Annotated in this window: 17 protein-coding genes; 5 read left to right on the top strand and 12 right to left on the bottom strand. The window is 37.6% G+C overall.

The genetic code is table 11. The features are described from left to right. Window positions 1-85 precede the first annotated feature (85 nt). The 4 genes from H1R81_RS04620 (at window position 86) to H1R81_RS04605 (ending at window position 3,533) form a co-directional block, all read left to right on the top strand. Entirely contained in the window at window positions 86-379 is a 294-nt protein-coding gene (locus H1R81_RS04620) for a hypothetical protein (protein ID WP_181839492.1), read from the top strand. Window positions 380-428: 49 nt separating this feature from the next. Next, entirely contained in the window at window positions 429-2,303 is a 1,875-nt protein-coding gene (locus H1R81_RS04615) for an ABC-F family ATP-binding cassette domain-containing protein (protein ID WP_181839491.1), read from the top strand. Between the two features lie 79 nt (window positions 2,304-2,382). Continuing rightward, on the top strand, window positions 2,383-2,835 hold the full coding sequence (locus tag H1R81_RS04610) for a VOC family protein (RefSeq protein ID WP_181839490.1): 453 nt from the start codon (window positions 2,383-2,385) through the stop codon (window positions 2,833-2,835). A 32-nt stretch (window positions 2,836-2,867) separates the two neighbouring features. After that, window positions 2,868-3,533: a DedA family protein gene (locus tag H1R81_RS04605; protein ID WP_181839489.1), complete on the top strand. Its 666-nt coding sequence runs from the start codon at window positions 2,868-2,870 to the stop codon at window positions 3,531-3,533. A gap of 49 nt (window positions 3,534-3,582) precedes the next feature. On the opposite strand, the gene H1R81_RS04600 is transcribed toward H1R81_RS04605, so the two are convergent. The 10 genes from H1R81_RS04600 to H1R81_RS04555 all read right to left on the bottom strand — a co-directional run bounded on the left by H1R81_RS04600 (window position 3,583) and on the right by H1R81_RS04555 (window position 20,989). Then, window positions 3,583-3,936: a LytTR family DNA-binding domain-containing protein gene (locus H1R81_RS04600; protein WP_181839488.1), complete on the bottom strand. Its 354-nt coding sequence runs from the start codon at window positions 3,934-3,936 to the stop codon at window positions 3,583-3,585. Window positions 3,937-4,203: 267 nt separating this feature from the next. Next, a complete protein-coding gene (locus tag H1R81_RS04595) occupies window positions 4,204-5,676 on the bottom strand; it encodes an arylsulfatase (protein WP_181839487.1) in 1,473 nt (490 codons plus the stop codon). Between the two features lie 105 nt (window positions 5,677-5,781). Beyond that, window positions 5,782-6,822 (bottom strand): cellulase family glycosylhydrolase, encoded by a 1,041-nt coding sequence (locus H1R81_RS04590; RefSeq protein WP_181839486.1) that lies wholly within the window; start codon window positions 6,820-6,822, stop codon window positions 5,782-5,784. Window positions 6,823-6,871: 49 nt separating this feature from the next. Further along, window positions 6,872-8,584 (bottom strand): GMC oxidoreductase, encoded by a 1,713-nt coding sequence (locus tag H1R81_RS04585; RefSeq protein WP_181839485.1) that lies wholly within the window; start codon window positions 8,582-8,584, stop codon window positions 6,872-6,874. Between the two features lie 129 nt (window positions 8,585-8,713). Further along, window positions 8,714-10,015, bottom strand: a complete 1,302-nt coding sequence (locus tag H1R81_RS04580; protein WP_229251047.1) for a vanadium-dependent haloperoxidase — start codon at window positions 10,013-10,015, stop codon at window positions 8,714-8,716. A 285-nt stretch (window positions 10,016-10,300) separates the two neighbouring features. Continuing rightward, window positions 10,301-13,693, bottom strand: a complete 3,393-nt coding sequence (locus H1R81_RS04575) for a VCBS repeat-containing protein (protein ID WP_181839484.1) — start codon at window positions 13,691-13,693, stop codon at window positions 10,301-10,303. Between the two features lie 87 nt (window positions 13,694-13,780). Further along, entirely contained in the window at window positions 13,781-15,640 is a 1,860-nt protein-coding gene (locus tag H1R81_RS04570; RefSeq protein WP_181839483.1) for a RagB/SusD family nutrient uptake outer membrane protein, read from the bottom strand. Between the two features lie 19 nt (window positions 15,641-15,659). After that, a complete protein-coding gene (locus tag H1R81_RS04565) occupies window positions 15,660-18,791 on the bottom strand; it encodes a TonB-dependent receptor (RefSeq protein ID WP_220275183.1) in 3,132 nt (1,043 codons plus the stop codon). Between the two features lie 571 nt (window positions 18,792-19,362). Next, window positions 19,363-20,385, bottom strand: coding sequence for a FecR family protein (locus tag H1R81_RS04560; RefSeq protein ID WP_181839481.1), 1,023 nt, complete (start codon window positions 20,383-20,385; stop codon window positions 19,363-19,365). Window positions 20,386-20,431: 46 nt separating this feature from the next. Continuing rightward, window positions 20,432-20,989: an RNA polymerase sigma factor gene (locus tag H1R81_RS04555; RefSeq protein ID WP_181839480.1), complete on the bottom strand. Its 558-nt coding sequence runs from the start codon at window positions 20,987-20,989 to the stop codon at window positions 20,432-20,434. Between the two features lie 548 nt (window positions 20,990-21,537). On the opposite strand from H1R81_RS04555, the gene H1R81_RS04550 reads away from it, so the two are divergent. After that, the gene (locus H1R81_RS04550; protein WP_181839479.1) at window positions 21,538-22,692 is read left to right on the top strand and encodes an MFS transporter; all 1,155 of its coding nucleotides are present in this window, start codon (window positions 21,538-21,540) and stop codon (window positions 22,690-22,692) included. Window positions 22,693-22,738: 46 nt separating this feature from the next. Here H1R81_RS04550 and H1R81_RS04545 read toward each other — a convergent pair whose 3' ends face one another. Together H1R81_RS04545 and H1R81_RS04540 are read right to left on the bottom strand one after the other, a co-directional pair. Continuing rightward, the gene (locus tag H1R81_RS04545; protein ID WP_181839478.1) at window positions 22,739-24,673 is read right to left on the bottom strand and encodes a heparinase II/III family protein; all 1,935 of its coding nucleotides are present in this window, start codon (window positions 24,671-24,673) and stop codon (window positions 22,739-22,741) included. A gap of 88 nt (window positions 24,674-24,761) precedes the next feature. Then, window positions 24,762-26,624 carry a heparinase II/III family protein gene (locus H1R81_RS04540; protein WP_181839477.1) on the bottom strand — a complete coding sequence of 621 codons (1,863 nt, stop codon included), beginning with the start codon at window positions 26,622-26,624 and terminating at the stop codon, window positions 24,762-24,764. Between the last annotated feature and the right edge of the window lie 102 nt (window positions 26,625-26,726).

Raw genomic sequence — 26,726 nt, 5'->3', positions numbered from 1 at the left:
AGTGGTTTTGTAAATTTGAGCAAATTTATTGTTTTTGACGGACCACAGACACATAATCGCTGCAATCCATTTAAAAAAATATTGTATGAACCTCCAGACATTTAAAAGCACTCTTTCGGCTGCAAAAGTTCCACAAGATATTGCCCCTCTACTACAAGCACTCTGGTATGATTATAAAGGAGACTGGGAAGCCTCGCACAATATTGCGCAAAGCAAAGAGGGTACACAAGAATACGATCGTTTGCACGCCTACTTACATCGCAAAGAGGGCGACCAATGGAATGCCAATTACTGGTACAAACGAGCAGCAGAAACAATGCCTGAAATATCGCTGGAAGAAGAATGGGAAGAATTAGCCAAACGATTAACCAAAAATTAAGTTTATTTTTGCCGCATAAAACAGAGGGAACGGGATTATCTATAAAACTATGAATTATTTATCAGCCGAAAATATTGGGAGAAATTTAGGAGAACGCTGGCTTTTTAAAAACCTTACTTTTGGTATTCTTCAAGGAGAAAGAGTGGCATTGATTGGTTCAAACGGTTCAGGAAAATCATCATTACTCGATATGCTGGTAGGCAAAATAGATGTTGATGCCGGTGAAATCAGTATCAGAAAAGACATCAGAACCGGTTATCTTGACCAGAATCCTGACCTTCCTGCCGGAAAAACAGTGTTAGAAACCATTTTTGCTTCTGAAAACGCCCTTACATTGGCCATCAAAGAATATGAAATTGCCCTGAATCTGCATGACGATAAACGATTAGCCAATGCCATCGAAAAAGTGGACACACTCAAAGCATGGGATTATGAAGTAAAAGTAAAACAGATTTTAGGCAAATTAGGTATTACTGATTTTGATAAATTAATTGGCAATTTATCAGGCGGTCAGCAAAAGCGAGTAGCTTTAGCCCGTGTACTAATTGAAGAACCTGATTTTTTGATTTTAGATGAACCTACCAACCATCTGGATTTAGATACAATTGAATGGCTTGAAGGTTACTTATCATCTTCTAATATTACTTTACTACTGGTTACACACGACCGTTATTTCTTAGATAAAGTCTGCAACCGAATTTTAGAATTAGCCGACAATCAGATTTATAAATTTACCGGAAACTATAATTACTACTTAGAGAAGAAAGAAGCTCAGGAAGCTGTCAATGCCGCAACCCAGAAAAACTACCGGAATTTATTAAGAAAAGAGTTGGAATGGATGCGACGTCAGCCCAAAGCCCGTGGAACGAAATCACAAAGCCGGATTGATGCTTTTTATGATTTGAAAGATAAAACAATCAAAAAAGGCCCTGAAGAAAAGCTGGAACTCAGCATGAAAATGGAGCGGATGGGCAGCAAAATCATTGAAATTAATCATATAAGCAAGGCTTTTGATACACAAAAAGTGATTGAAGAATTTTCCTATACTTTTAAAAGAGGCGATAGAATTGGTATTGTAGGGAAGAACGGGATGGGTAAAACTACCCTGCTTGAAATAATCACAGAGAAGGTCAAACCTGATATGGGCAGGGTTGTGAAAGGAGAAACTATTAAAATAGGTTATTATTCTCAGGAAGGATTAGATTTTGAAGATGGACAAAGGGTAATAGATGTAGTGCGGGAGATTGCCGAATACGTAAAAATGGCCGATGGAAGCGAGCTTTCTATCTCTAATTTCCTGACACTTTTTTTATTTCCACCCGCTATGCAATATAGCTTTGTTCATAAATTGAGTGGTGGAGAAAAACGACGTCTGCAATTATTGAAAATACTGGTACAAAATCCGAATTTTCTGATTTTAGATGAGCCTACTAATGATTTGGATATTTCGACACTTAATGTATTAGAAGATTTCCTGATTAATTTCGGTGGCTGTATGCTTGTGGTATCTCATGACCGTTATTTTATGGATAAAATGGTGGAGCACCTTTTTGTTTTTGAAGGCAATGGCTACATCAGGGATTTTCCAGGGAATTACACCGATTACCGGAACTGGAAAGACGAACAGCCGATTCAGAACAACGGGAATACTGACAACACTTCTACAACTAAACAAGCAATTGCACCACAGGTTCAGAAAACAGAGACGAAGCGTAAACTAAGCTTTAAAGAACAAAAAGAGTACGAAAGTCTGGAAAAAGAGCTTGAAAAATTAGAAACAAACAAAGCTCAATTGGTCGACAAAATGAATTCCGGTAATGGTTCGCATGAAGAACTGGCAATATGGGCAAAAGAATTTGAGCAGATTACTGACGCTATCGCTGAAAAAGAAATGCGCTGGCTGGAATTATCAGAATTGGCCTGACTGATGTTAATTTGCCTTTTATGTAATTGATTAATAAATTATTAAAACTATTTTCAACCTTTATATAAACGCAGTACCTATGAATCTTTCTAAATGTATTCTTGTTATTTTGTTAGGCATCTCTGTAAATAGCTTTGCTCAATCGAGTGGTATTCCTATTCAGTCCTATAACCACGTAGGCTTGTATGTAAAAGACCTGCAGGCAAGTGCTAAATTCTATCGTGAAATTGTGGGTTTACAACCACTTAATGTGCCTGATAATTTATTGGCTATCAGACGCTGGTTTCAGATTGCTCCGGGGCAGGAATTACACCTTTTAAAGGGGAGACAAGAACCTGTAACCAATAATGATAAAAATGGTGGGCATTTTTCATGGACAATCCCCGCTAAATCCGCAGATAGTATTGAGGCTTATTTAAAAGAAAAAGGAGTGGCTTATCATCGCCAGCAAAGATTTGATGGTGCATTTCAGATTTATATCACTGATCCAGATGGTTACGTAATTGAACTGAATGAACCTAAAGTACAATAAACATCTATTCAGAAAAGATAAAAGATATTTCGATGGAACAGGTAAATGGTTGGTTACAATATTTAATGGACTCGGAAGAATTAATCCGAACGGGGGGCTTAGTGGCTATTACCCTTATTATTTTCATTGAAAACGGTTTCTTTTTCGGTTTCTTTCTTCCTGGTGATTATCTTTTGTTTCTTTCAGGTGTTTTTTGTGGTACCAAAATCCTCAACGTCCCTCTTCCACTATTAATGATCTGTATTTTTATGGCCGCGATAATAGGCTCTTTTGTAGGTTATTTTTCTGGATGGTACTTTGGAGACCGAATACAGGCAAGGCCGGATTCACTTTTTTTTAAGAAAAAACACATAGAAAGTACACGTAAATATTTTGCCAGATATGGTAGCCAAACCCTAATTATTGCCCGTTTTTTACCAGTTGTACGCACCTTCTCGCCTATTCTTGCAGGAATCGTCAAGATGCAATTCTATAAATTCACCATTTTTAATATTTTAGGAGGAGCCATCTGGGTACTTACCCTCGTAGGGGGTGGTTTTTATTTTGGTGAAAAATTCCCCGGTATTATCAACTATGTAGAATATATTATCATTTTCTTTCTGGCAATTACTACTTTTACAGTTATCCGGGGCTACCTCAATGCTAAGAAAGAATTGAATGAAAATAAAGAAAAAAATGAAGCAAACCTCTCAAAATGAGAGGTTTGCTTTTTTAGTCACAGTTTCAAATTATCATTTTAGAAGTAAATCAAGACACTAAAGATTCTTTCAAATCACAATCTCCTGGATTCACTCTTGGTAAAGATTTAAGACTCTTTTTTACAGCTACTCTTCTTCGTCGGGCAACTTTAATTTCATAGCCGTTTGTCAGATAGATTCTCACATCTTTATTATGAGACTTGTATTGTCCGATATATAATTGGTTCACAAGATATGATTTACTGACTCGCAGAAAGCCTTTCAGACGCTCATCTGATTCATGATACTTAAGCGTCAAAGAGGACACAATTTTTTTTCCGTCTTTCAGATAAAACTCAGTATAGTTCACGTCTGCCTTCAGATAAACTATATCCTGCGCAAAAAAGTTATAATTCTTTAACATGACTAAGGGTTTTAGGGGTTCTTTTAGATACTTTAATCGGTGCAGATAATAGCAGTTTGAACAACTGAGGATTACTCTTATTTAAAAGGAATCCCCCTTTTTTTAACAAATTTCTAAAAGAACATATGGAGATGAAATACTTAAAAAATAGTATTTTTGAAAAGATGATATACTGTCCAGACAGTATAAGTCTTGCCACCAAACAAATATTCTGGTAACAATCAACAATTTATAATTTCAAGATACTGATTGAAAAGTATTAATAGGTCAGAATTTGGGGTCAAGGAACTCCCATTCTCTGATATGTGAAGGTTGGTGTTCTCGTTTAGCAATGGAGTCAAATTGCTTCACTAATTCAGGATATTGTTTACTTATATCATTTGTTTCTTTTTCATCGTTTTTTAAATCATAAACCTCCCATTTAGCCTCTTTGTCTTTTTTCATATTACTTTTCACACCTTTCCAGTTACCTATCCGCACGGCAATCTGACCGCCTTTCTCAGGAAATTCAAAATAAAGAAATGAGTGTTGTTTTTGAAGTGGCGTATTGCCCAATAATGTTGGCAAAAAAGAAATGCCATCGTTTTTTGGAGCTTTAACACCCGTCAGTTCAGCTAATGTTTCCATTAAATCATACTGAACAGATACCAGATCTGATGTCTGCCCGGCTTTTATTCTCTCTGGCCATCTGGCTATAAATGGTTCTCTGATTCCCCCTTCATATAAATCCTGCTTACGCCCCCGTAATCCACCTACACTGTTAAAGAAATTTGTATCTGCTCCACCTGCATCGAAGGTAGCACCATTATCACTGCTAAACATCACCAGTGTATTTTCATCTATATTTAACTCTTGAAGTAATGCCATAATACGTCCAACCTGCTTATCCATATAGGTAATCATGGCAGCATAGGTTGATCTCGGATATAGCGTTGAAGCATACCCTTTCTCACCTCTGTATGGTTGTTCCTCGAATTGACCCACATATTCTTTTATCGCTTCATCTGGTGCTTGTAAAGACAAATGCGGCCCCGTATAAGGTAAATACAAAAAGAAAGGTTCATCCTTGTGCTGTCGGATATATAACAACGTTTTCTCTGCCATTTTAGTCAGCGAATAATCCTTTCCTTTAAATTTCTCAAATGCAAGTGGATTAGTTTCATTTTTAGGCAGAGGCTCATGAACTTTTATATATGAATTCCGTAATGTATCCCATTTGCCATTTTCCCAAAGGTGTGTCGGATAGAAATTATGAGCCTGTTTCTGGTCAAGGTATCCGTAGAAATAATCAAAGCCATGCTTATTTGGGTCTCCGGTAGTGGTACTCATTCCTAAACCCCATTTACCAATAGCTCCTGTAGCATATCCTGCCTTTTTCATTAAATCAGCAATTGTAAAAACACCTTCTGGCAAAGGCATTTGCCCCCCCTCCTTATGGTCTTCAAAACCGCCTAATTCGTAGTTACCTCTGATATACGAATGCCCGCTATGTTTACCCGTCATTAGCATGGTCCGGGCAGGTGCACAAACTGGTGCTCCTGTATAGTGTTGTGTAAATCTTATCCCCTCTTTTGCTAATTTATCCAGATTGGGGGTATTAATTTTTGTTTGTCCATAACACCCCAACTCTCCATAACCCAGGTCATCTGCATAGATATAAATAACATTTGGCTTTCTATCTTTTTGAGCGAACAAACCAAATGGGCTGACAAATAAAAGCAAAATTATGAGGGCTCTCATATCAATTAGTAGACTTAATCTGAAAAATTAATCGACAAAAATTAAACAAAGAGTATCATGAAACAATTTATGTCTCTTGATACTCTTTACCTTTAATAAACTATTCTATTTCTTCGTAACTGCTTTAATTGCATCTGTTTCACTTTGTTTGTAAATAGATCCATCTGGTCTGAAAATATCATGAAACCATAAGGCAGGTTCACCACCATTTGGCATGGGCTCATCCCATGCATAAATTGTATTGGTTTTACCCTTTACTAAACCCCAGTTAATTGCTCCTACCTTATATTTAGCAAATACAGGAAGGCAGGTTTCAAAAGTACTTTTGTGCTTCCTTGCCATATATTCAGTGCATATCAAAGGCCGTTTGAATCTACTTTGCAGGTCTTTAATCTGAGATTCCAGATTCTGTGCATCTTTATAATTATGAAAAGTAATAATATCTGAATTATCAAACATAAATTCATTGCTCATCGGGTGATCGGTCCACCAACCTGAAGTTATCGGTTGCGAAGGTTTCGCTGCTCTTGCCCATTCAAAAGATTTCTTCAGCAAAGGCATTACAGCATCATTATAACCCGAATTACTTGGCTCATTAAACAAATCCCACACTACCACACGTTTATCATTGGCAAAAGTACTGATGATTCCTTTGGTATAAGCCTCAAGGCTACCCCATGTTCTCGAATCAAACAACATCTTCGTTCCAGGACATCTCGCCCAACCTGAATTATGTTTACCAATAACCGGTTCCATTTGTTTTCCTGCCTTTGGATTATCGTTCCAGCATGAATCAAACAAAACAAACATAATCTTGATATGGTGCTTATCTGCAATAGCTAAAAATTGATTAATACGACTTATAAAGCCCTCTTTGTCGGTATCGTAAGGAATATTATGTAAAAATACACGCATGATATTCATACCTAATCCTTCTGCCCAGCCTAATTCCTTATCAATGGTTATAGCATCAAAAGTATCTTCCTGCCACATTTCTAATTCATTAATAGCTGTGCTTGGAATAAAGTTAGCACCTACAAACTGAGGTTGCTTGGCATACCATGCATTGGCTTTTTCTACTGTCCATCGTTGTGCGTTGGCAAAAAAGGAAACAAATACTAAGAGAAACAAAAGGCTTTTTTTCATACGAATTTGCATACTCAATCTATAAAGTGATAAAAAATTTGAATTAGAATTATAATCTATGGGCTTTCATTTCCTTTACTGCATGGTCAACTGCCCTTGCAGTAAGAGCCATATAAGTCAGAGATGGGTTTTGTGTTGAGGTAGATGGCATACAAGCTCCATCAGTTACAAATACATTTTTACAATAGTGCATCTGGTTCCATTTATTCAGCATTGAAGTCTTAGGGTCTTTACCCATACGCACTCCTCCCATCTCATGGTTTTCGCTTCCTGGATTTCGTTTGGTGTCAGAGGTCTGAATATTAATGAATCCTGCTTTAGAATACATTTCTGAAAACTGCTCCCAAAAATCCTTTAGCATCTTATCATCGTTGTCATCATACTCTACCGAAACGTGCAATTGAGGAATTCCATACTTATCCTTTAAATTTTTATCTAACCACACACGGCTTACCTCTTTAGGTATGGTTTCGCCCATCATATGTGAATTGATTTGCCATAAACCTAATTTTGGCTTCATTAATTGGGCTTTCAAATCTTCACCAATACCAGAGCCATTTGGAACCAACCCTCGGGAAGTACTGAAACCAGCGGCATAACCTCGCAGAAAATCGGTTTCCTGCTTATAGACATTACGGAATCGAGGAACATAACTACTATTGGGCCGTTTGCCTTCGGTGGTTGAGTCCAGAAGCCCGTCATATTCTGCGGTAATACGGCCTCTGAAAGTATGGAAAGCCATATATTTCCCTAATATGCCATTATCATTGCCTAATCCGTTCGGGAAACGGTTTGAAATAGAATTCAATAAAATAAGGTTAGAATTGACAGTAGAAGCATTAACAAAAATGATTTTTGCATAATAATCGATCATTTCTCGTGTATTTGCATCTATTATACGAACGCCAGTGGCCTTTTGTGTTTTATCGTCATAAATAACCGAATGTACAACTGAATGTGGCCTGAGAGTAAGTTTGCCTGTACGCATAGCCCAGGGAATAGTAGCCGAGGCACTACTAAAATATCCTCCATAGGGGCAGCCACGCTCACAAATAACCCGATTCTGGCATTGCGCCCGCCCTTGTTTATAATGAATTTCTTTGGGTTGTGTCAGATGAGCTGCCCTACCAATTACAACATATCGGTCTTTATAATGGGTGGCCATTTGTTGTTTAAAGTGTTTTTCAACACAACTCATTTCATGAGGAGGTAAAAACTCTCCATCTGGCAACGTCGGCACCCCGTCGCGGTTTCCTGTAATACCTGCAAATTTTTCAACGTAGCTGTACCAGGGAGCTATATCAGCATACCTGATAGGCCAGTCTGTGGCATAGCCATCACGGGCAGGACCCTCAAAGTCAAAGTCACTCCAGCGTTGAGTCTGACGTGCCCAAAGCAATGAGCGACCTCCCACCTGATACGCACGCATCCAATCGAATGGTCTTTCCTGTATATATTCCTGCTCTGCGTCTTTCACTAAAAAGTGCAAAGTACTTTCGCTGAAAATATAATGTCTGCTCGGAATTTTATACTCTTCTATAACAGCCTTTGGCACTTGACCTAAGTGTTCAAACTCCCAGGGGTTCTTTAAGGTAGTAGGATAGTCTTTTACGTGTTCAATATTTCTGCCACGTTCTAAGACCAGTGTTTTCAATCCTTTTTCGGTGAGATCTTTGGCTGCCCAACCTCCACTCATACCGGAGCCAATCACAATAGCATCAAAAGTGCGGTCTTTTATACTGTCTATATTCAAATATGACATCAGGGAATTTGTTAGGGTTCTTTAAAAAAAACAGGTTGATAATCAATCACGTTTAAAAACGCTTTTATCCTGTAAATATTCTAAAAATCAACCAAAAAGGCAATATTCTTTCTTGAAAAGATTCAATTTTTAATTTAACCTCTTTAATACCTGCTGCCCTACTTTAGTACCTTGCGTTTGTCCACGCTCAATTGCATCAATAAAATGAATCCCACCATAGAAACGCGAAATTGCTGCTTCTTCGGCAGCAGCATGAAACGATTGAAACGTACGGGGTGCCAGACCATAGCGTTTTTCAACACTGTCTGTATAAGCAAAATTCTCCCCTAAAAAATGTGTGAGAATTACGGCTGATGTAGTTGAAATTGTAGAATGTCCACTCAGATATTCAGGAAAAGGAGGGGTTTGCAATAATGGTCGCCAGTTTGGATCAATATATTTCCTGATAGCTGTTTCAGGCCGGACACGGTTACTCCGATACTTTTCCCCCCAGCAACCGATAAAGCCATCCATAAGTCCGATGGCTACTGCCGTATGTATCTGGATAGTTTTAGCAAGACTTAATTCCTTCTGCTTACATACAATTCCAACAATTCCCATCCAATGTGCGCCAGGAGAAATCTTTTTAACGCCAATCATCAGGTGTCCGTTATCTTGCAAAGCAAAAGGGTTACAATCCCAGAAAGCGGCTATCTCTTTATTTTCCTGAGGTAATTTTTCATTGTAAAGGTCAAGCATTAACTGATAGAACTCCGACTTCTTATCTGTCGAAAAAGGTACTGGTTTAATTGGATTAAACTGATTGGCTGAATCAAGCGTAAAAGAACGAACAGTATGAAAATAAGGCTCTACAGGAGGGAAATATGCTGGGGGAGTCGGAAACCAGTCTCCGTCTTTCCCACCTGGTGTATAACGAGGATAATTACTTATCTGGTTGTATTTATCCGCTTTGGCATATGCTAATATTTGTTTACTTATACTTTGAGCATAGGCCAACGAATTTTCCATAACTTCAGAAGAAAAACCAAGCGTTTTGCATGAGTCTATCCATTTTTTTTCATAGTCTCCCATTAATTTGCCAGATGGCTGCATTTTCCTGGCGGTTTCCATCATAGCTAAAATAGCTGCTACATCTGTAGAAAAAATTCCGGAAATATTTTCTTTATTGATGTCAGGATAATCATTTAGTTTACCTTTCATCGAAGGGATAGAATCATTATTCTGAGAAGTTACTTCATATGCTGCCAGACAGGCATAAGAAAAGAATCGGGAAGCCAGAGGCGGGTTTGTAACATCATGAATCATAATGTCAGTCATTCTATTTATGACATTGCTTACCTCCTTGCTGTCAAGGCTTGGCAATTGTTCGGTGTTGTTGGTACAACCAATCGTTATATAAGCAGAAGCTAATATTAGTACTACAAATTTCATTCGTAAATAAATAGCGTTAAGGATATTAATTTGAACCTGTTTAAACTTTTCTTTTTTTTTGAAGCCTATCTCGAAAATTTACTGTTTGAGCGTCAGCGAGTTTAAATTTTCTTGATTTTTTTGTTACTTTTTGTATCAAGACAAAAAGTAAGGCTAAGAACAAGCATCAATTGTATAGTTTTTATATAAGTTTAAACAGCCTCTTTATAAGGTGCCGTTTCCCCAAGAAGAATCTACCAGAAAACTTTAAATTTGCCAGAAATCTATCTATACAGAACCCGACAATTAATTACTAAAAGAATAGGCTTTTAATGCTTGCTGGTTAATGCCAAAAAATAGTATGTTATTTACAAATAACATACTTCTGATGTCACCCTTCAGGTTTAACCCTGATTGTTGTTGATTTACAGATGTAAAATTCCCCGTTCCGTCTCCCTTTAAAACAAGCCCGAAATTAGCATCATATTTACCAAATCTCAAACGTCCGCGATTAATGTTTCCAGCAAGTACTAAATCTTTTTTTCCATCGGTATTTACATCAATTGAAGACATAGCAAATACAGGTGAAAACTGAGCTTCTAAAGGCAAGCGCTTTTCCTGAAACTTGCCTTTGGAGTCACATATAAATAGAGTTGTTTTGAGCGTATTAATGGTTAATTTTTTCACCTCAACCAGTTCTTCAGTGGTAAAAATTTCAGTCATACTTGCATCTGCATAGCTTTTATAATCAGGGAAGCGGGTACGCATAATACTTAACTGGTCGAGTAATTCGTCACGGGTTACATAAGGAAAACTTTTGCCTTGAATATAAAAGCATAGAATGGGGTCAATCGAGCCGTTATCATCAAAATCTTTAAAAAACAATTCAGCAGGTTCTTTTTCAGTGGCTTTCAGTTGAGAGTTCACCCCTAAGTTACCTACCAGTAAATCCATCTTCCCATCATTATTAAAATCTTCCAACAATAGTTTATTCCACAATCCGGCGTATTGTTTTTCAAAATAAGTAGTGGTTACATTAATTAATTTTTTATTATCTAAACTGAATACCTGAATAGGCATCCAGTCTCCCACAACAATCAGTTCAGCTTTTTTATCATTATTCAAATCATACCACATAGCATCAGTTACCATACCAATATTTTTTACAGCAGAGCCAATATTATCTGTCTGATCAATAAATCGGGCTATTGCCCCACTACTTTGATTAATCAGAATATAACTCTGCGGTGTTTCAGGATAACTACCCGGAATCACTCTACCTCCTACAAATAAATCAGGTTTACCATCCAGGTTAATATCAGTTACACGTACACAGCCTTTACTAACTAACATTCGTGGTAACGCATTATTTGCTTTTGTAAAGTTGCCATTGCCATCATTGAGATAAAGACGGTCTTGTAACAGAGGGTCATTTGGCATCATATTCCCATATCCACCACTTGCCACATATAAATCAGCGAAAGTATCACCATTGGCATCAAAGAAAATAGCATCTGCATCTTCGCTTTGCTTATCTGTTTCAAATGCAGACTGTGTTTTAGTTGTGAAACTCCCACTCTTGCCCTGAATATGCAAAGCCCCGGGTTGTCCACTACCTCCCCCTATAAAAATATCTTCCAGTCCATCTCCATTCACATCTGCTTTAGCCATACAAGGACTACTAAACGAAAGTGGATTAATCAATAGTGTTTGCCTCTTAAAATCATTAATGTTATTACCTGCGGCTATATATTTAATCCCTGTATTAGTTTCCTTGAATATCGGAGCAGATGATTGGATGGACCGGTTGGTAGATTTTGCATCTTTTTCTTCTAATACCAACAGCTTATCTGTAGCCACATTTGTCAGTATTTGTTGTTTGCCACTTAGCCAGACAATTTTAACCGAATCAATAGTAGTCTGATTTCCTGATCCGAAATGCAAAACTGGAGATACACTTGACTGATAGCCTCTTGTTGGCATCTGTTCAAGATATTGTACTTTTCCGTCTTTATATAAAGAAACTTTTGCACCCAATCCTAATTTATTTAATCTTTCACCATTAAGTTTGATTTTTAAATAGTGGTTTTTGACCAGTTTATCGGCATCATTCTGATAAATAAAAGCAGGTTGATTAATATTGTTTACTACTAAATCAAGGTCACCATCATTATCAAGATCTGAATAGGCCGCGCCGTTGCTGTTGGCATTGTGGCTCATACCCCAACTGCTGACAACATTTTTGAATTGCAGGTTCTGACCATTTTTATACATATAGTTAGTCAGATTAGATGAGGGAATTTTCAGGACTAAATCCAATACATTCTGACGCTGAATATTTGCCTGATTATTCTGTACATAATCACTCATATACTTCAGAAAATCCATATTGGTATAATCACGTAGATAGCCATTCGTGATATATAGGTCTTTCCACCCATCATTATCATAATCAGCAAATAACGCACTCCAACTCCAATCGGTATTTGATATTCCTGATAATTGACCAATTTCCGAAAACTGTGGATATTTCGATACTGAATTGGTATTTAAAACTCCCTGATTCAATTGCAGCATATTACGCATATACTGATGCCCGAAACCTACTTTTACGTTGAAATCAAATTTTTCGAAATTATCCGGAGCCATCAATAGTTTTTGTCTGCGGTTATCCTCAGGTAACATATCCAGTGTAAAAATATCTGTCATCGCATCATTATTAATATCAGCTGCATCGCTCCCCATTGAGAAGTGAGAGAAATGGCCCATGCCCTCGCTTATCTGATTAGTGAAACCACCTTTTTTATCGCTGATATACAAAAAATCCGGAATGGTATAATCATTTGAAATGTACATATCCTGCCAGCCATCGTTATTATAGTCAGCAATGGCTATGCCAAGTCCGTACGATAGCGCAGAACTTAACAAACCGGCTTGCCTGGTAATATCTTTGAAGATAGGCTCACCGTTTTTCCCTTTATCATGTCTGAAAAAACGCATGCCGTTTTCAAAGTCTTCTTTTTTTAATATGGCGGCGGTTGTGGCTTCATCTAATACTGGCAAAGATTTAGGATTATGATTCAGCAGAAACATATCTAAATCACCGTCTTTATCATAATCAAAAAATCCTGCCTGTGTGCTTGTGGCGGGACTATCCAGGCCATAGTCGTGTGCTTTTTCAATAAATGTGGGTATTCCATTGGTATTTTTACCCTGATTAATAAATAATTGGTTAGTACGTTTCTCAGGCAATAAATTACCCGAATAGCAAACATATATATCTAATAAGCCATCACCATTTACATCAGCCATTGTTGTTCCGGTTTTCCATGGTCCTTCCCGACCTGCCACACCAGCAGCAATAGTAATATCTTCAAAGACCATTGAGCCTTTATTAAGATAAAGACGGTTTGATTGCATATTGCTTGTAAAGTAAATATCATCTAAACCATCATTGTTTACATCTCCAACAGCTACTCCTCCACCATTATAAAAGTACTCATACATAAGCACATTAGTATTGAGACCTTCATTGATAATATTCTGAAAATCAACATGTGTTTTCTCCGTTGTTAATAAGGTAAAGAGCTGAGGTTCGTTTGAAGATTCGGTTGTGGGATTATCAACAGATTTCTTATCACTTTGGCAAGCAATTAAAGATAATAATAGGCTTAGTGAAACGAGGCTAAATACTTTCATTGGATAGGTTTAGTGCTTCAATAACAAAAATTTTGGGTAGTTGAGCACCCATAAGGCACTCAACTACCCAATTTATTAAAATATCTATTAGTACCCAGGATTCTGTACTAACTTATTATTACGGTTCATTTCGTCACGATGGATTGGTAAAAAATACATTTTATCTAACCACGTACGATTTTCTTTACCAGGATCCATATCAGTTACTTTATACTCATAGTTATAACTGTTTGGATCATATTTGTATAAAGAAACTGTTTTACCTGGTTTCAAAGTACCTAATACGGTTATGATATTGGCTTTTCTACCTAAGGTTGTCGGGGCAATCATCCACCGGCGTGCATCATGATAACGTTGCTCTTCAAATGCCATCTCAATACGGCGTTCGTTTCGATAACGTTGTCGAAGTGCATCTCCCGACTCTGTTAAAGCAGGCATTCCTGAACGGAAGCGTATTTTATTTAGCCAGGTACGAGCCTCAGCATCTTCTCCTAATTCAATACAAGCTTCAGCATAGTTAAAGATAGCCTCAGTATATCTTAAATGTGGCCACGGAACCTGTTGCCATGTATTCTGATCGACTATACCTGGATTCGGATCAATGAATTTACGCATATAATAACCCGTATAACTTCCATTCCAATCCTCAACAGTGCTTTTTCGAGTATCCAAACCAAAATAAGGTGTTTTTGTACCTGAACCGTCACCTAACTCGTACTGACCTGTTTGTATCTGATTTACAGGATCTTTAGCCGCTACGTCAGCAGTACGAGGCTTCCATGGAGCTCCATCATATAACAGAGAAGCATAGAAACGAGGGTCACGACCAACATAAGGTTGGCTTGCTTGTTGAGGATTTTGCCAGCTGAATTTCGTTCCATCCATCATCTCATAGTCATCTACAAAATTTTGAATAGGTGTATTACCAGCCCAGTTATGATAACCATTCGGACCATTAAATAATCCCTGACGGCCACCATTCTCTTGTTTTGCGTTAATAAAGTAACGGGCAAAAATCAAATCCTTTTCACCTCCATTTCTCGACAGCGCAATATTCATGTAATTAGTGCTTCCTTCTTCTTTACTGACTGGGGCAGACAGGTTCAATGCTACTCCATAGCCTGTCAGATCTAACACCGCCTTTGCAGCTGCTTTTGCTTTAGTCCAGCGTTCAGTACGTGATCCTGTAGAAATTGCCAGAACCTCCGGTTTGCTAAATGCAGCCATTGCACTTGATTTGGCCTTTGCAGTATTCATATCGTACAAATCACTTGCCGCATAAATCAAAATCCGGGATTTAAGCGCCAAAGCCGCTGCTTTTGATGCACGCCCTGCTGCTAATGTAGTACCCTCAAGCAAAGTTGCTGCCTGATCACAATCCTTTACAATGAAGTTAATACATTCTTCCATTGAATTACGAGGAGCCATGTAATCTTCCTCACCTAATGTATAAGGGCGATCAACTAAAGGCACGCCACCAAAGTACCGAACTAACTGATGATAGAAATAGGCACGCATAAAAGTAGCCTCACCTCTTAATCGCTCAGCTATTTTATTACTATTATTAAACTTGGGAGCCTCAAGATTCTTAAGGGCAAGATTACATGCTCTAATACGGCTATACATATTCACCCAGCTTAAAGTACCATTTATCCAACCCGGATCGGCTGGATTTGAGCGTGACTCCGTAATAGTTGTTATATTACGACCAGGGTGAGTAAATGCAGTTTCATCGGTCAACGAAGCCAACATTTGTTCATCAAAACCTCCATTTCCAAGTCCGCCATACAATTCAGTAACAAATGCTTCAGCTAATGCAGCATCTGTCCATACAGCAGCCTCCGACACCTGATCAAGAGGGCTGGTGTTTACAAAATCATCATTACAACTTGTTACAGCAAGTCCGGCTACAACAGTTGCTACCAATATTTTCTTAAATTTATTCATTGCTGTTCAATTTAATTTTTTAGAATGTTGCTGTTAGACCTGCATTAATAATTCTCGATTGAGGGTAATATTGCCCTGTTGAATTCGTAGTTTCAGGGTCATACACCTTCAATTTATCCCATGTCAATAAATTTAGTCCATTTACATAAACTCTAAAATTATTCAAACCAACTTTTGAACCCCAGGCATTTGGAATAGTATAGCCTAACTCGAAGTTTTTCAAACGGATATAGTCTGAACTTCTTAGCCAGTAAGTATTACCACCAGAGAAATACTGGTCGCTACGGTTGGCAATGCGAGGGTGAACGCTACTTGGATTATCAATTGTCCAGCGGTTTTCGTAAATATCTAACAAGAAATTACCAATATTACCAGACTCGCCTGCGCTAACATATTGCTTTGCACCTGCTGCGCCCTGGAATAAGATAGTCAGATCAAAGTTTTTGTACTGTGCCGTAATATTAGCTCCTCCCTGAAACAAAGGTAACTGGGTATTATCTGTACGAACCTGATCATCAGGTGTAATTTTACCATCACCATTGTAATCTTTGTATTTCATATCACCAGGACGCAATTGATTTACAATAGCTTTGTAGTCTATTGGATTAGCATCAATTTCTGCCTGATCTTTGAATACACCATCATAGATATAGGCCTGGAACGTGTACATTGGCTTACCTGTAGTACGTTGCCATTCAGGTGCTCCAGGAGCTTCGTCCCAGAATAGTACTTTGTTTTTGGCATAACCTCCATTCACACTCACACTATATTTGAAATCGCCAGCCTGGCTACGATAACCCACGTTAAACTCCCATCCTTTATTAGAGACTTCTCCAATGTTTTCAGCAGGTAATGTCAAACCTGTTGATTGAGGTACTGAAGCATTTCTGAACCATAGGATATTAGTACGTTTGTTAGCAAAGAAATCTAATTCGAATGATAATTTACCATTGAATAATGAACCTTCTAAACCAACATTTGAGTTATTGGCCACCTCCCATGTAATATTGTTATTAGGGATACGTGTTTCATACAAAGTTTTCGTTTCTACATTACCAATGATATAACTGCGGAATCCGTACGTTGATAAGTACTGATAAGTAGCAGGTGTTGAAGTGTTAGGCAGATACACCTGATCGTTACCCATCTGACCCCATGAACCGCGTAGTTTCAGGTAGCTGACCATTGGTAGCCCTTTCCTGATAAAGTTCTCTTCAGACAATACCCAGCCTAACATAAAGCCCGGAAAGAAACCATAACGTGTTTCAGGAGGGAATATGTCAGAACCATCGTAGCGCCATAAGAATTCAGCCAGATATTTTTCTTTGTAATTATAAGCAGCACGACCAAAATAGTTGATACGGGCACTGTTATAAGCACCCCCACCATTGTTTTTCTCTAAATCACCACCGGCAAATAACTGGTCAATAGCTGTTGAAATAAAGTAGCGGCGGAAGGCATTGAAGTTTGTTCCCTGTATTCTTTCCTGGTTTGTACCAGCTAAAACAGTAATACCATGTGCACCAAATGTACGCTCATAAGTAGCAATACCACCCAATAAAATATTTAATTGTGTTTCGTTACCTAATGTCAGACGTGGTTCGGCAGGGCCACGCTTACTGGCAACCAACACAGGGGTACCATCAGGGTTAGTTCCTGAACCTTTTTCATATAAGGTCCATGGTGTTTCCCAGCGTCTTTGCGAACGGATACGCTTATCAATCGCAGCTGTACCTGTAAATTTAAGTCCCTCAATTCCTGGTATTTTTATATCTAATTGTCCATTGGTCTGGAAATAGTCCTGTTTATCGTGTTCATAACCAGTCTGATTAGTTGTAATAACAACAGGATTTTCACCATTTTCAATATCCGGGCCAGGTAACCCATTAGGCCAGTAAGCTGGTTGATGAGGTTTTCCACGCATTTGCATACGGAAAATAGCACTCGCTGGCTTGGTAGGGAAGCGTCTGAACTCTTCACGGCCAACCAAACCTACTTGTAAATTAACGTATTTGTTAATTTTGGCATCAAGGTTAATTCTGATGTCATATTGTTCATACGCTGTAGCAGATTTCTTGTAGTAGGCATCTTGTTTCTGATAGCCTAAAGACGTCAGATACTTTACATTTTCAGTACCACCATTCAATTGTACATTGTGACGTACCTGAGGCGACCAGTCTTTTAATGTGGCTGCATACCAGTCAGTATTCGGATATAACCATGGGTCTGAGCCATCTGCATATTTCTGAATATCCGTCGGTGAGAAAGGAGCTTTTCTTACCTCACCATTAGGTCTGTTATATACACCATTTGTTTTGTACGCCTGATTAGCAGCAGCCCATTCACCTACTGGCAATTGATAAATATCAAGGTCGTTCAACATCTGAACATATTGTGCCGCATTGGCTAATTTAGGCACAACTGTTGGCTGTGCAAAACCCTGATTGAATGAATATGACAATTCAGGTTTACCGGTTTTACCCCTTTTGGTAGTAATCAGAATAACACCGTTTGCAGCACGAGAACCATATATTGCCGCAGAGGCATCTTTCAAAACCGAGATGCTTTCAATGTCCGCAGGATTCAATCTGTCAAAACCACCGGCACGGTTAGGAATACCATCAATTACGATCAAGGCATCGCTATTATTTAAAGTATTTGCTCCTCTAATGCGGATAGCTGAACCATCATAACCAGGCTCTCCACTTCTGTTGACGGCAACAACACCAGGGAGACGACCTGCAAGAGAGTTACTTAAGTTTACTGCGGGCGATTTTACTAATTCATTACCCTTTACACTTACAACCGAACCAGTTACAGTTTCTTTTTTCTGAACACCATAACCCACTACCACGACCTCACCCAATGATTTTACATCTGGTTTCATGGCTACATCAATAGTTGTACGGTTGCCCACAATAACTTCCGTTGGCTCAAAACCTACAATACTGAAAACCAGAACAGCCTGATTATCAGGCACAACCAGGGTATAGTTACCGTCGGCATCGGTAGTTGTTCCTCTTGTTGTACCTTTTATCAAAACACTTACACCTGGCAAACCTTCACTCTTATCGGCTTCAGTTACTTTTCCTTTTACTGTTTGCTCAATAATCTCCCCATTTTGCATCCTTAATTCATCAATGTGAGACATTTTTTTCAATTGAGATTTTTTACGCAGCAAAATTCTGTCTCCTATAACTTCATAAGAAATCTGTAGTGGTGTAAATAAATCGTTAAGTACCTCAGCTAAATTATTGCTGATAACAATTGATACCTTTTGATTCAATCGTATAGTATTTGAACTATACACAAACTTTACATCAGCCTGTTTTTCTATCTGGCTCAGAATTTTTTTAACTTCAAGTGATTCTATCTTTAACGAAACGTTTGTCTTAAGAACTTCTTGTCCATTCACATCGTAAGCGTAAGAAAGTCCGCTAAAGAGGGCGACCATCAAGAGTTGAGTAAACGTAATTTTCATTGCTTTGAGCAAAAAATTTTTTCTACGTACGTCTTTTTTCATACATTTAGGTTGTTTTTATACTTGTGATAGGTAAAAACTAATCTCTCAGGCTCCGAATTGCCGTTCGGTTGAGAGCTCGCAAGGCCGATGATGTTAATACATTGTCGGCTTTTTTTGTTTCATGTTTTCATTTAGGTTTTGTTTTTAAAAGTTTTGTAATTATTTATAATTTATTAAGGTTGAATAAATGGTCTCTTTATTATTTACATCCTTCTCCGCTTACAAAAAAGCTGGTTCCTCTCTCTTCAAATCTTGCATTCACAGTACGACAGACTAATTCAAGTTGTGTAAATAGCGGGAGGTCATTTAAATCAGCTGTCAGGACACATTGATTTAAATCCTGGTTTTCTATTATTATTTCAATACCATACACATCTTTTAATCGCTGAAATACCTGTTGAAGTGGCACTTCTTCAAATACGAAGTCAATTTTGCTTACTCCTGGTGTCAAAACAATAGGATTTTCTACAATTCCAGGTGTTATTTTCTTTGAGCTTTTATCAAAAACTACCTTCTGATTTGGTGTCAGAATAACACCATTTTTCTTATCAGACAATTTCTCTGACATTTCATATACTGACACCCTACCCGATGTTACAGAAACTTCTATGGCCTTTGAATTATCATAAGACTTCACATTAAAACTCGTACCTAAAACCTCTGTTACCAAATCTCCTGTGTGAACAATAAAGGGGGCATTTGGATTTCTTTTGACTTTAAAAAAAGCTTCTCCTTTCAGATACACATTCCGGGTTTCTTTGCCGAAGTGCTTAGGATAACTGATACTACTATTCTTTTTTAGCTTTACAACAGTTCCATCTTCCAGTTTTATTTCACTATCACTGCTCGACGTATTTTTAACTTCAATATCGCTTGAGTGTTGAGTCGGGAGAGTTTCTGCTGTTACCTCTGCTTTTTTATCTTTCATTATCAGAAAAATATTGGTTAACCCAATCAGAAGTAAAGCTGCAATCCCCCATTTAAGAATCATAAAAATTCTCTTCTTGGATATGCTTGTCTCCTCCTCTCCAGCACCTATTGTATTATCGTAAATCCGGCTCCAAAGACGCTTTTTAATGGCCTCCTTTTCATCTGAATTAAGAAGTAACTGACTGTTTTTGAGCATATTTTCCTGCCATTCCCAAATCAGTTTTTCTTCTTCAGTACTACATTCGCCTGCTAAATATTTTTCTAAAAGTTTGTCGAATTCATGCTGGTTCATAGACCTAAGGCCCGTAGATAACGGTATCTTTAATTTTAAACAAAAATTAATTGTTTGTATGATAAGCCCTTAGTTGCTCCTTTAAAACCTTGAGGGTTTTGGTCAGGTGGTATTCTACTGCTTTTTCAGAAAGATTCATTTTATTAGCAATATCTTTGACCGACTGATTTTCAAAACGACTTAATTTAAAAATTTCACAACTTTTTTCAGGGAGCTTTTTCATTGCTTCCTCTACTGCTTTTGACAAGTCAGTAAAATGAACGGTTTCGTCTGTTGAGTATGATTGTTGTATCTGGCTTAAAATCAGATACTCCTGGTATTTTCTTTGTGTAATCTGCGACTTTATGTAATTAGTTGACAAATGTTTTATAGAAACTACTAAGTAAGAGCTCAGGTGTTTAATAACACTTAACTGTCGTCGGTTCCAAAGACTTTCAAATAAATCATGTACTAATTCTTCGGCCTCTTCTTTGGTTCCAATTTCATGATAGGCCACGCCAAACAATTTGTACCAGTACCGATTATATATCTCTTCAAAAGCTGTTTCATTGTCGCTTCTTAAGAAATCAACCAATTCTTCATCACTTAGTTTTTGGTACTTCATTATAGATAGGTCAGTTTTCAAACGTATGAATTCTAATATATATAGTCAATCAACCCGGCTAAATCCCTAAATCATTTTAAATATTCTTAAAAAAATACAATCAAAAACGGTTTAGCAAATTCCATTCCTGAGGTATTTTCAGTTAAAAATTTCAATAATGAAAGTGAAAATTACAAGCTGATAATCTCTAAAAATCAAACAGTTAGCTTTTTTTTGAATATGGAATCTGGGGAAAAAAGAATTATTAAAAAAATTTAAAAATTCTGATTAAAATCCTATTCCATCGGGCAAAGATTAAAAACAACCTTCTGATATGAGTTAATTCATATCAGAGAGATCAGACTTAATCAAGACTTTTTGGGAAAGTTTGTACTCAAAAAATTTACTGGACGAGGTTAATTAGGTTTCATGGGTTAGCTAATACTATGTGTAAATTTGGGAATATTCTCAAAGATTAAAAAGTAATTAATATTTTTTTTTAAAATATATCTATGGTCTCTCAAAATGTTCATTTCTTTGAGGGAATAATTCTTTAACCTTATCCAGATATGACCTCTTCTCTAATCAGTGATTTATCTACACAAAAAAAATTACGTAAAGCTCGTATTTCTACTCTATTCATTTTTTTAGTTTGCGGTATAGGCTTGGCAACATGGGTTCCAATGGTGCCACTGGCCAAAATCAGACTTCAATTGAATGATGCCGCTCTTGGCCTTATTTTATTATGTTTAGGCGCAGGAGCGATGACAATTATGCCATTTACAGGCTCGATTATTAACCGATTTGGTAGCAGAAAAGTAATGCTAATAGCCGGATTAATGATTGCCTTAATATTACCCCTCCTTTTATTTGCAGATACAAGCATTACTCTGTCCGTCTCATTGTATCTGTTTGGAATTGCCATTGGTGCGATTGATGTTTCGATGAATGCACAAGCTGTAATTATACAAGAGCGGGTCGGTAAATATATTATGTCTTCATTTCATGGATTATTTAGTGTAGGTGGACTGATCGGTTCGTTAGGGTTAGGTTTTTTCTTTGGCTTGGGTTTATCATCAACAGTAGCGGTATTTTCTATTTCTGCATTATTAATATTTATTTCCTTAAGCCAATACAGAAATCTGCTACCTCATTCAGAAGAAAAGAAAGTAAACACATCAACCCTTACTATTCCAAAAGGACGTGTACTAATTCTGGGTTTGATGTGTTTTGTAGCGTTTCTGGCTGAAGGGGCAATTCTTGACTGGAGTGCTGTGTTTCTTCAATTTCATAGAAACTTTACTCAATCTACCTCTGGTATTGGTTTTGCAGCTTTTTCAGTTGCCATGTCTGTTATGCGTTTATCTGGCGATAAAATTATCAATTCGTTTAGTTCTCAGAAAGTAGTTCTATACGGAGGGCTTCTTGCCGCAGCTGGTATCCTCTTAGCCATTCTGATACCTTACGGAATAGCAACAATTATAGGTTTTGTATTGGTCGGAGTAGGTTGTGCGAATATCGTTCCTGTATTTTTCAGCTCTGCCGGAAATCTGCCCGATATGTCTCCAAGTGCAGCTATTGCTGGAGTAACCACACTTGGATATATCGGACAATTAGCAGGCCCTGCCTTTTTAGGATTTGTAGCAGAACTTACCTCTTTATCAGTTGCTTTGGGTTCTGTAAGCGTTTTGCTTGTGATTGTAGCATTTTCTTTTAGAAGATAAGGATAAGTTATTGAGCGGTATTTGACTAAATATATGACGGCAATCACTATTCCATCATAATAGTAAAAACACTTTTGCTTTTTTGCAATAGATTTTTATTGGTGAGTATCATACGTCTTACAGGGTGATTATCCCATTTTGTTTTAAAACTTTTATACTCCATACCTTCAGTTGAAGGGAAGTCGGTAGAAACTGTCCAGCTTTTAGTATCATATAACAAAATCACATTTTGTCTTTTGGGCGTTGTCAAGATAATCTTTCCAGGTATATCGGTGTTTATTTCACAAACTGTCATAAAAACCTGCTCCAGTGAGATCGGTTTCTGATTTAAGATATAATCATCTGTAATCTCTACCTGATTTTTTATCTTGTTCAATTTTACCGTTCGGTTCCATTTCTGAACCCCTGCTTCCTTATCGTAAGACGGAGCAATATCCATATTCAAGGCAGCCTCTTTTTCATTTACTGTACATTCCACATTGGCTCCTTCATAGTGGCGGCCAGCTAACTGCCCTTTGCCATTAATAATCGGGAGGTTATGATATTGCGATTGTGTAAACCATAATTCATATCGTTTCGAAGAAAAGGTACGGGCAGTATAATTACCACGCCCGGCATCAATAATTACTGGCTCACCATTAGCATATAACAGAAAATCCCCCACATCATTATGGTTATGACTTTCGGCATTGTGTCCGGCATGAGTAGCTAAATAAAAACCATTTGATGCGCGGGTAGTGAGTACCTGAATATCCTTAAACCAGGCATCAGCATTAGGTTTGTAAGTAGTAGTAACTTCTGGTATTTCATTCACTGTAAGAATATTAGCGATTCTTCTCATCCGATGAAAACTACCATTTGAAGTAGCCGTAGAAGGGAATCTTTGAAATGCCCACAAACCAAATTGCATAAGTGTGTTATCTTTCAGTGCTTGCCCGAAACGATACAACATCAAACCATCCGGGCGTAGTTTAGGGTCTGCATCTGCAAAATTCACAAAATAATCATCAGCAATGTGTGTTTTATAAATATATGCCGCCAGTTTTTGTATAATTGGCTGGTCATAGATATTTATTTTTCCATTTGATGCACTTGATAGTGTTTCAAGTGCATCAAAAACACAAGCGCCAGCGGCAAACCAATAACTTGGACCCTCATCACACCCCCCATCATCACCTAAACTATTCAGGTAAGCATCCATCAAAGTAGAATAAGTATAAGCATTAATAGCTCTTTTGTTTTCGTCAGATTCTATAAATAAATCAGCAATCAATAAGTTAGAAACAATCCAGGGGTTCCAGTTATTAACTGGATTTTTTTTACTTAACCAACCATATCTCTCAACCTGTTTGATAGGCTCAAAAATTTTGCGTTTTGTTTCTGAATAAATTCTTTTACGGATAAGTGGTGAAATCTTATCCAATTTTTCACCAACAAAATAGTCAGTCAAGCCTAAAACTGATGCTGTTTCGGCAGCGAATAAATCAACCGTAGGGTCTTCTGCATCTGGTAAACCATTTTTTGCCTTTTGCACCCCTAAATGCGCCGGAACTCCCCAGTAGGTTTCTTCGCATATGGCCCATACATAGTTCATAATGTCCTCTGTAAAACGACCTTTCCCTTCAACCGATTCAGCCATCACTAAATCCATCAGATTAATACGTCGGCCAAAAGATATTTTTGAATGTTCTTCACGGTCACCGGAGCGAACATAATTCATCAGAATTGTTGCCGACATCTGAGGCATTTCTTTTTTAGCCGTTGCTTCGCCTGCTTTTATAATTGATTGAATTAACGAATCAGGCAAAGCTGCTTTCCATTCTTCCGGTGTTTTCGGATACGGCTTCCATTGGCTTTTAGGTACGATGCTCGACTTATAAGCATCTATAGAGTATGTATTGCCTAATATATTTCGTTGTTTCACCTGAGCCTGAGCAATTAGCACAAGGCTAAAGAATATAGAGGTAAAGAAGGTTTTCATAAGTTTAAGAATTTAGTGATTAAGTGATTTTGTCTGAACTTTAATTAAATCATTTAAATCAAAGTTCAGACAAAATCACTCAATTATATTATTTCCAGTCTTTCAAAGCCGGAATAGTTTGTTTAATGTTTGTTTTTGTGCCTTCGGGTATTAACAAAATAGTCAGGTTGGTTTTGCTGCTTGCAGAAAGTGCTGCTTCAAAACCTATCAGTGTTGTACCCGGGTTTGGAGCATCAAAATCATTTTTACCTTGTGTTGACCAGGTTTTCAGAGTGGCATTTGCAGGTTCCACTACTTTTAGGTGCAACTTCTTGCCTTTGTGTATGAGTGTAGCTGACGCATGGGTATCAATGTGTACTTCTGCCGGAGTTAACATTGACCATCGGACTGTAGTTGAGTTTTGGTCTGCTACAATTTCGTCTTTCACAGCTACAAACTTTTGATCTACAATCGCTATTCCTCTTATTACTTCTTTAGTTTTATATACGCCGCTAATATCGCTGATAGCACTTATAAATTTGGGGTTGGCAGTAAACTTTTGAATACCTGCTTTACCCTCTACTTTTTGAAATTCATTATCAAAAGTTAGAGTACTATGAGCCAGATTATTGTATCGAAATATTTGCCAGCGTTGAGAATTTTGTTTCATATCCCATAAATTAACACCTTTCGACTCCAGAGACTCATACTCCTGCATTCCGAAATCCATCGACCAACGTTCGCCATTTGCATCCATTACAAATGAACCAACATCCATATGACCATGGCTCACAGAAGGAGACCCTGTCTTGAAACCCACGTAAATTGCATCAGGGTCTGTCCATGAAGTACGCATCAAAGCTACAGGGTTTCTCCCCTGCCCTACCCAAATGAATTGCTCAGGAGCTTTGGCATTATTAAGCGATAAATCCTTACCCCATATCATCGCAGCCGGAAGCAAACGATCTCTACCAATTGATTTACTGTCATTCACATAGTTATTTTCAGTATATAATAGGCTATTATCCTTATTTCTATCCGCAAACCAGAACATAGCCGGGCTTAAATCTGTACCATTTCCGGCATCCGAATAGTTGAAGTTTTTTCCAGAGGTTCCAACCATGTGCTGAAAGTATCCGGCTGTTTTCAGGAAACCTTCTGTTTCTGACAAAGCAAAATCAGTTTTAAATACCTTCTGAATAGCACTGATAAACATTATATTAAAACTTGTACCATAACCCCAATAACTATATCCTTCAGGATACGCCCCTTCAGGCTTGTAATCACCCATTGGAATTTTGATAGACTCAACAGCTCGATCAATAATTTGTCTGGCTAAGGCCGGGTTTTCTTCGTAGATTGCTAATGCACCGTAACTCATTCCGGCGTTACACACCTGATTCCAGTTATTCGAGTTTTTCAACCAGTAATTATATTTACTATTGAGTGAAGGTTCGATACCTTTTTTTAGGATAGCCTCTTTAATAATTTCTTTTGATGATTGTTGTAAATCTTTAAATAACCAGTCATAACCGATGGCTACACCCATAGTCATCTCTGCAACATCTAAAAAATGGCTTGGATTCCAATCGCTAAACTGTGAAACTTTTACTAATTCTTCCTCTGCTCTGGTCAGATATTTTTTATCATTAGTAATACGGTAGGAATAGGAAAGATAAAATATTCTGCGAAGACACTCTCTTGAAGTAGCCAGGAGCCTGCGACCTATCTGTATTCTTTCTAATACTGGTTGATTGAGAAGACGATCACTTTCAGCAAGAATTACCAGATGAATTTTCTTCCAATTACTGTCAGAAGCAATATTTTTCAGAATAGTTGTTTCCTCACCTTGCAAAAGCAGAATGCGAGGATGATTAGATACTTTTACATCCTCTTTTAGGTGAAGTAACTGTGAGGAGGTATTAAATGCAATGAATATTAGAACCAGAAAAATGAAATACTTTTTCTTCATTAGATTGGTTGATTAGGGTTGAATCGATCAGTTTTGTGTGGCAATTTGAAGAGCAAAATTAACAGACCAGATCGGCATTTAATTAGTTAAATATCAATATAC

The sequence above is a fragment of the Emticicia sp. BO119 genome, from assembly GCF_013912375.1.
GTDB lineage: Bacteria > Bacteroidota > Bacteroidia > Cytophagales > Spirosomataceae > Emticicia.
The sequence above is the reverse complement of the archived record's forward strand: the minus strand, read 5'-3'. Positions and strand labels throughout refer to the sequence as shown.

What these genes read in the sequence shown, in the direction of transcription:
- H1R81_RS04620 (WP_181839492.1), top strand. Translation starts at nt 86, where the DNA reads ATGAACCTCCAGACATTTAAAAGCACTCTTTCGGCTGCAAAAGTTCCA.
- H1R81_RS04615 (WP_181839491.1), top strand. Translation starts at nt 429, where the DNA reads ATGAATTATTTATCAGCCGAAAATATTGGGAGAAATTTAGGAGAACGC.
- H1R81_RS04610 (WP_181839490.1), top strand. Translation starts at nt 2,383, where the DNA reads ATGAATCTTTCTAAATGTATTCTTGTTATTTTGTTAGGCATCTCTGTA.
- H1R81_RS04605 (WP_181839489.1), top strand. Translation starts at nt 2,868, where the DNA reads ATGGAACAGGTAAATGGTTGGTTACAATATTTAATGGACTCGGAAGAA.
- H1R81_RS04600 (WP_181839488.1), bottom strand. Translation starts at nt 3,936, where the DNA reads ATGTTAAAGAATTATAACTTTTTTGCGCAGGATATAGTTTATCTGAAG.
- H1R81_RS04595 (WP_181839487.1), bottom strand. Translation starts at nt 5,676, where the DNA reads ATGAGAGCCCTCATAATTTTGCTTTTATTTGTCAGCCCATTTGGTTTG.
- H1R81_RS04590 (WP_181839486.1), bottom strand. Translation starts at nt 6,822, where the DNA reads ATGAAAAAAAGCCTTTTGTTTCTCTTAGTATTTGTTTCCTTTTTTGCC.
- H1R81_RS04585 (WP_181839485.1), bottom strand. Translation starts at nt 8,584, where the DNA reads ATGTCATATTTGAATATAGACAGTATAAAAGACCGCACTTTTGATGCT.
- H1R81_RS04580 (WP_229251047.1), bottom strand. Translation starts at nt 10,015, where the DNA reads ATGAAATTTGTAGTACTAATATTAGCTTCTGCTTATATAACGATTGGT.
- H1R81_RS04575 (WP_181839484.1), bottom strand. Translation starts at nt 13,693, where the DNA reads ATGAAAGTATTTAGCCTCGTTTCACTAAGCCTATTATTATCTTTAATT.
- H1R81_RS04570 (WP_181839483.1), bottom strand. Translation starts at nt 15,640, where the DNA reads ATGAATAAATTTAAGAAAATATTGGTAGCAACTGTTGTAGCCGGACTT.
- H1R81_RS04565 (WP_220275183.1), bottom strand. Translation starts at nt 18,791, where the DNA reads ATGTCTCACATTGATGAATTAAGGATGCAAAATGGGGAGATTATTGAG.
- H1R81_RS04560 (WP_181839481.1), bottom strand. Translation starts at nt 20,385, where the DNA reads ATGAACCAGCATGAATTCGACAAACTTTTAGAAAAATATTTAGCAGGC.
- H1R81_RS04555 (WP_181839480.1), bottom strand. Translation starts at nt 20,989, where the DNA reads ATGAAGTACCAAAAACTAAGTGATGAAGAATTGGTTGATTTCTTAAGA.
- H1R81_RS04550 (WP_181839479.1), top strand. Translation starts at nt 21,538, where the DNA reads ATGACCTCTTCTCTAATCAGTGATTTATCTACACAAAAAAAATTACGT.
- H1R81_RS04545 (WP_181839478.1), bottom strand. Translation starts at nt 24,673, where the DNA reads ATGAAAACCTTCTTTACCTCTATATTCTTTAGCCTTGTGCTAATTGCT.
- H1R81_RS04540 (WP_181839477.1), bottom strand. Translation starts at nt 26,624, where the DNA reads ATGAAGAAAAAGTATTTCATTTTTCTGGTTCTAATATTCATTGCATTT.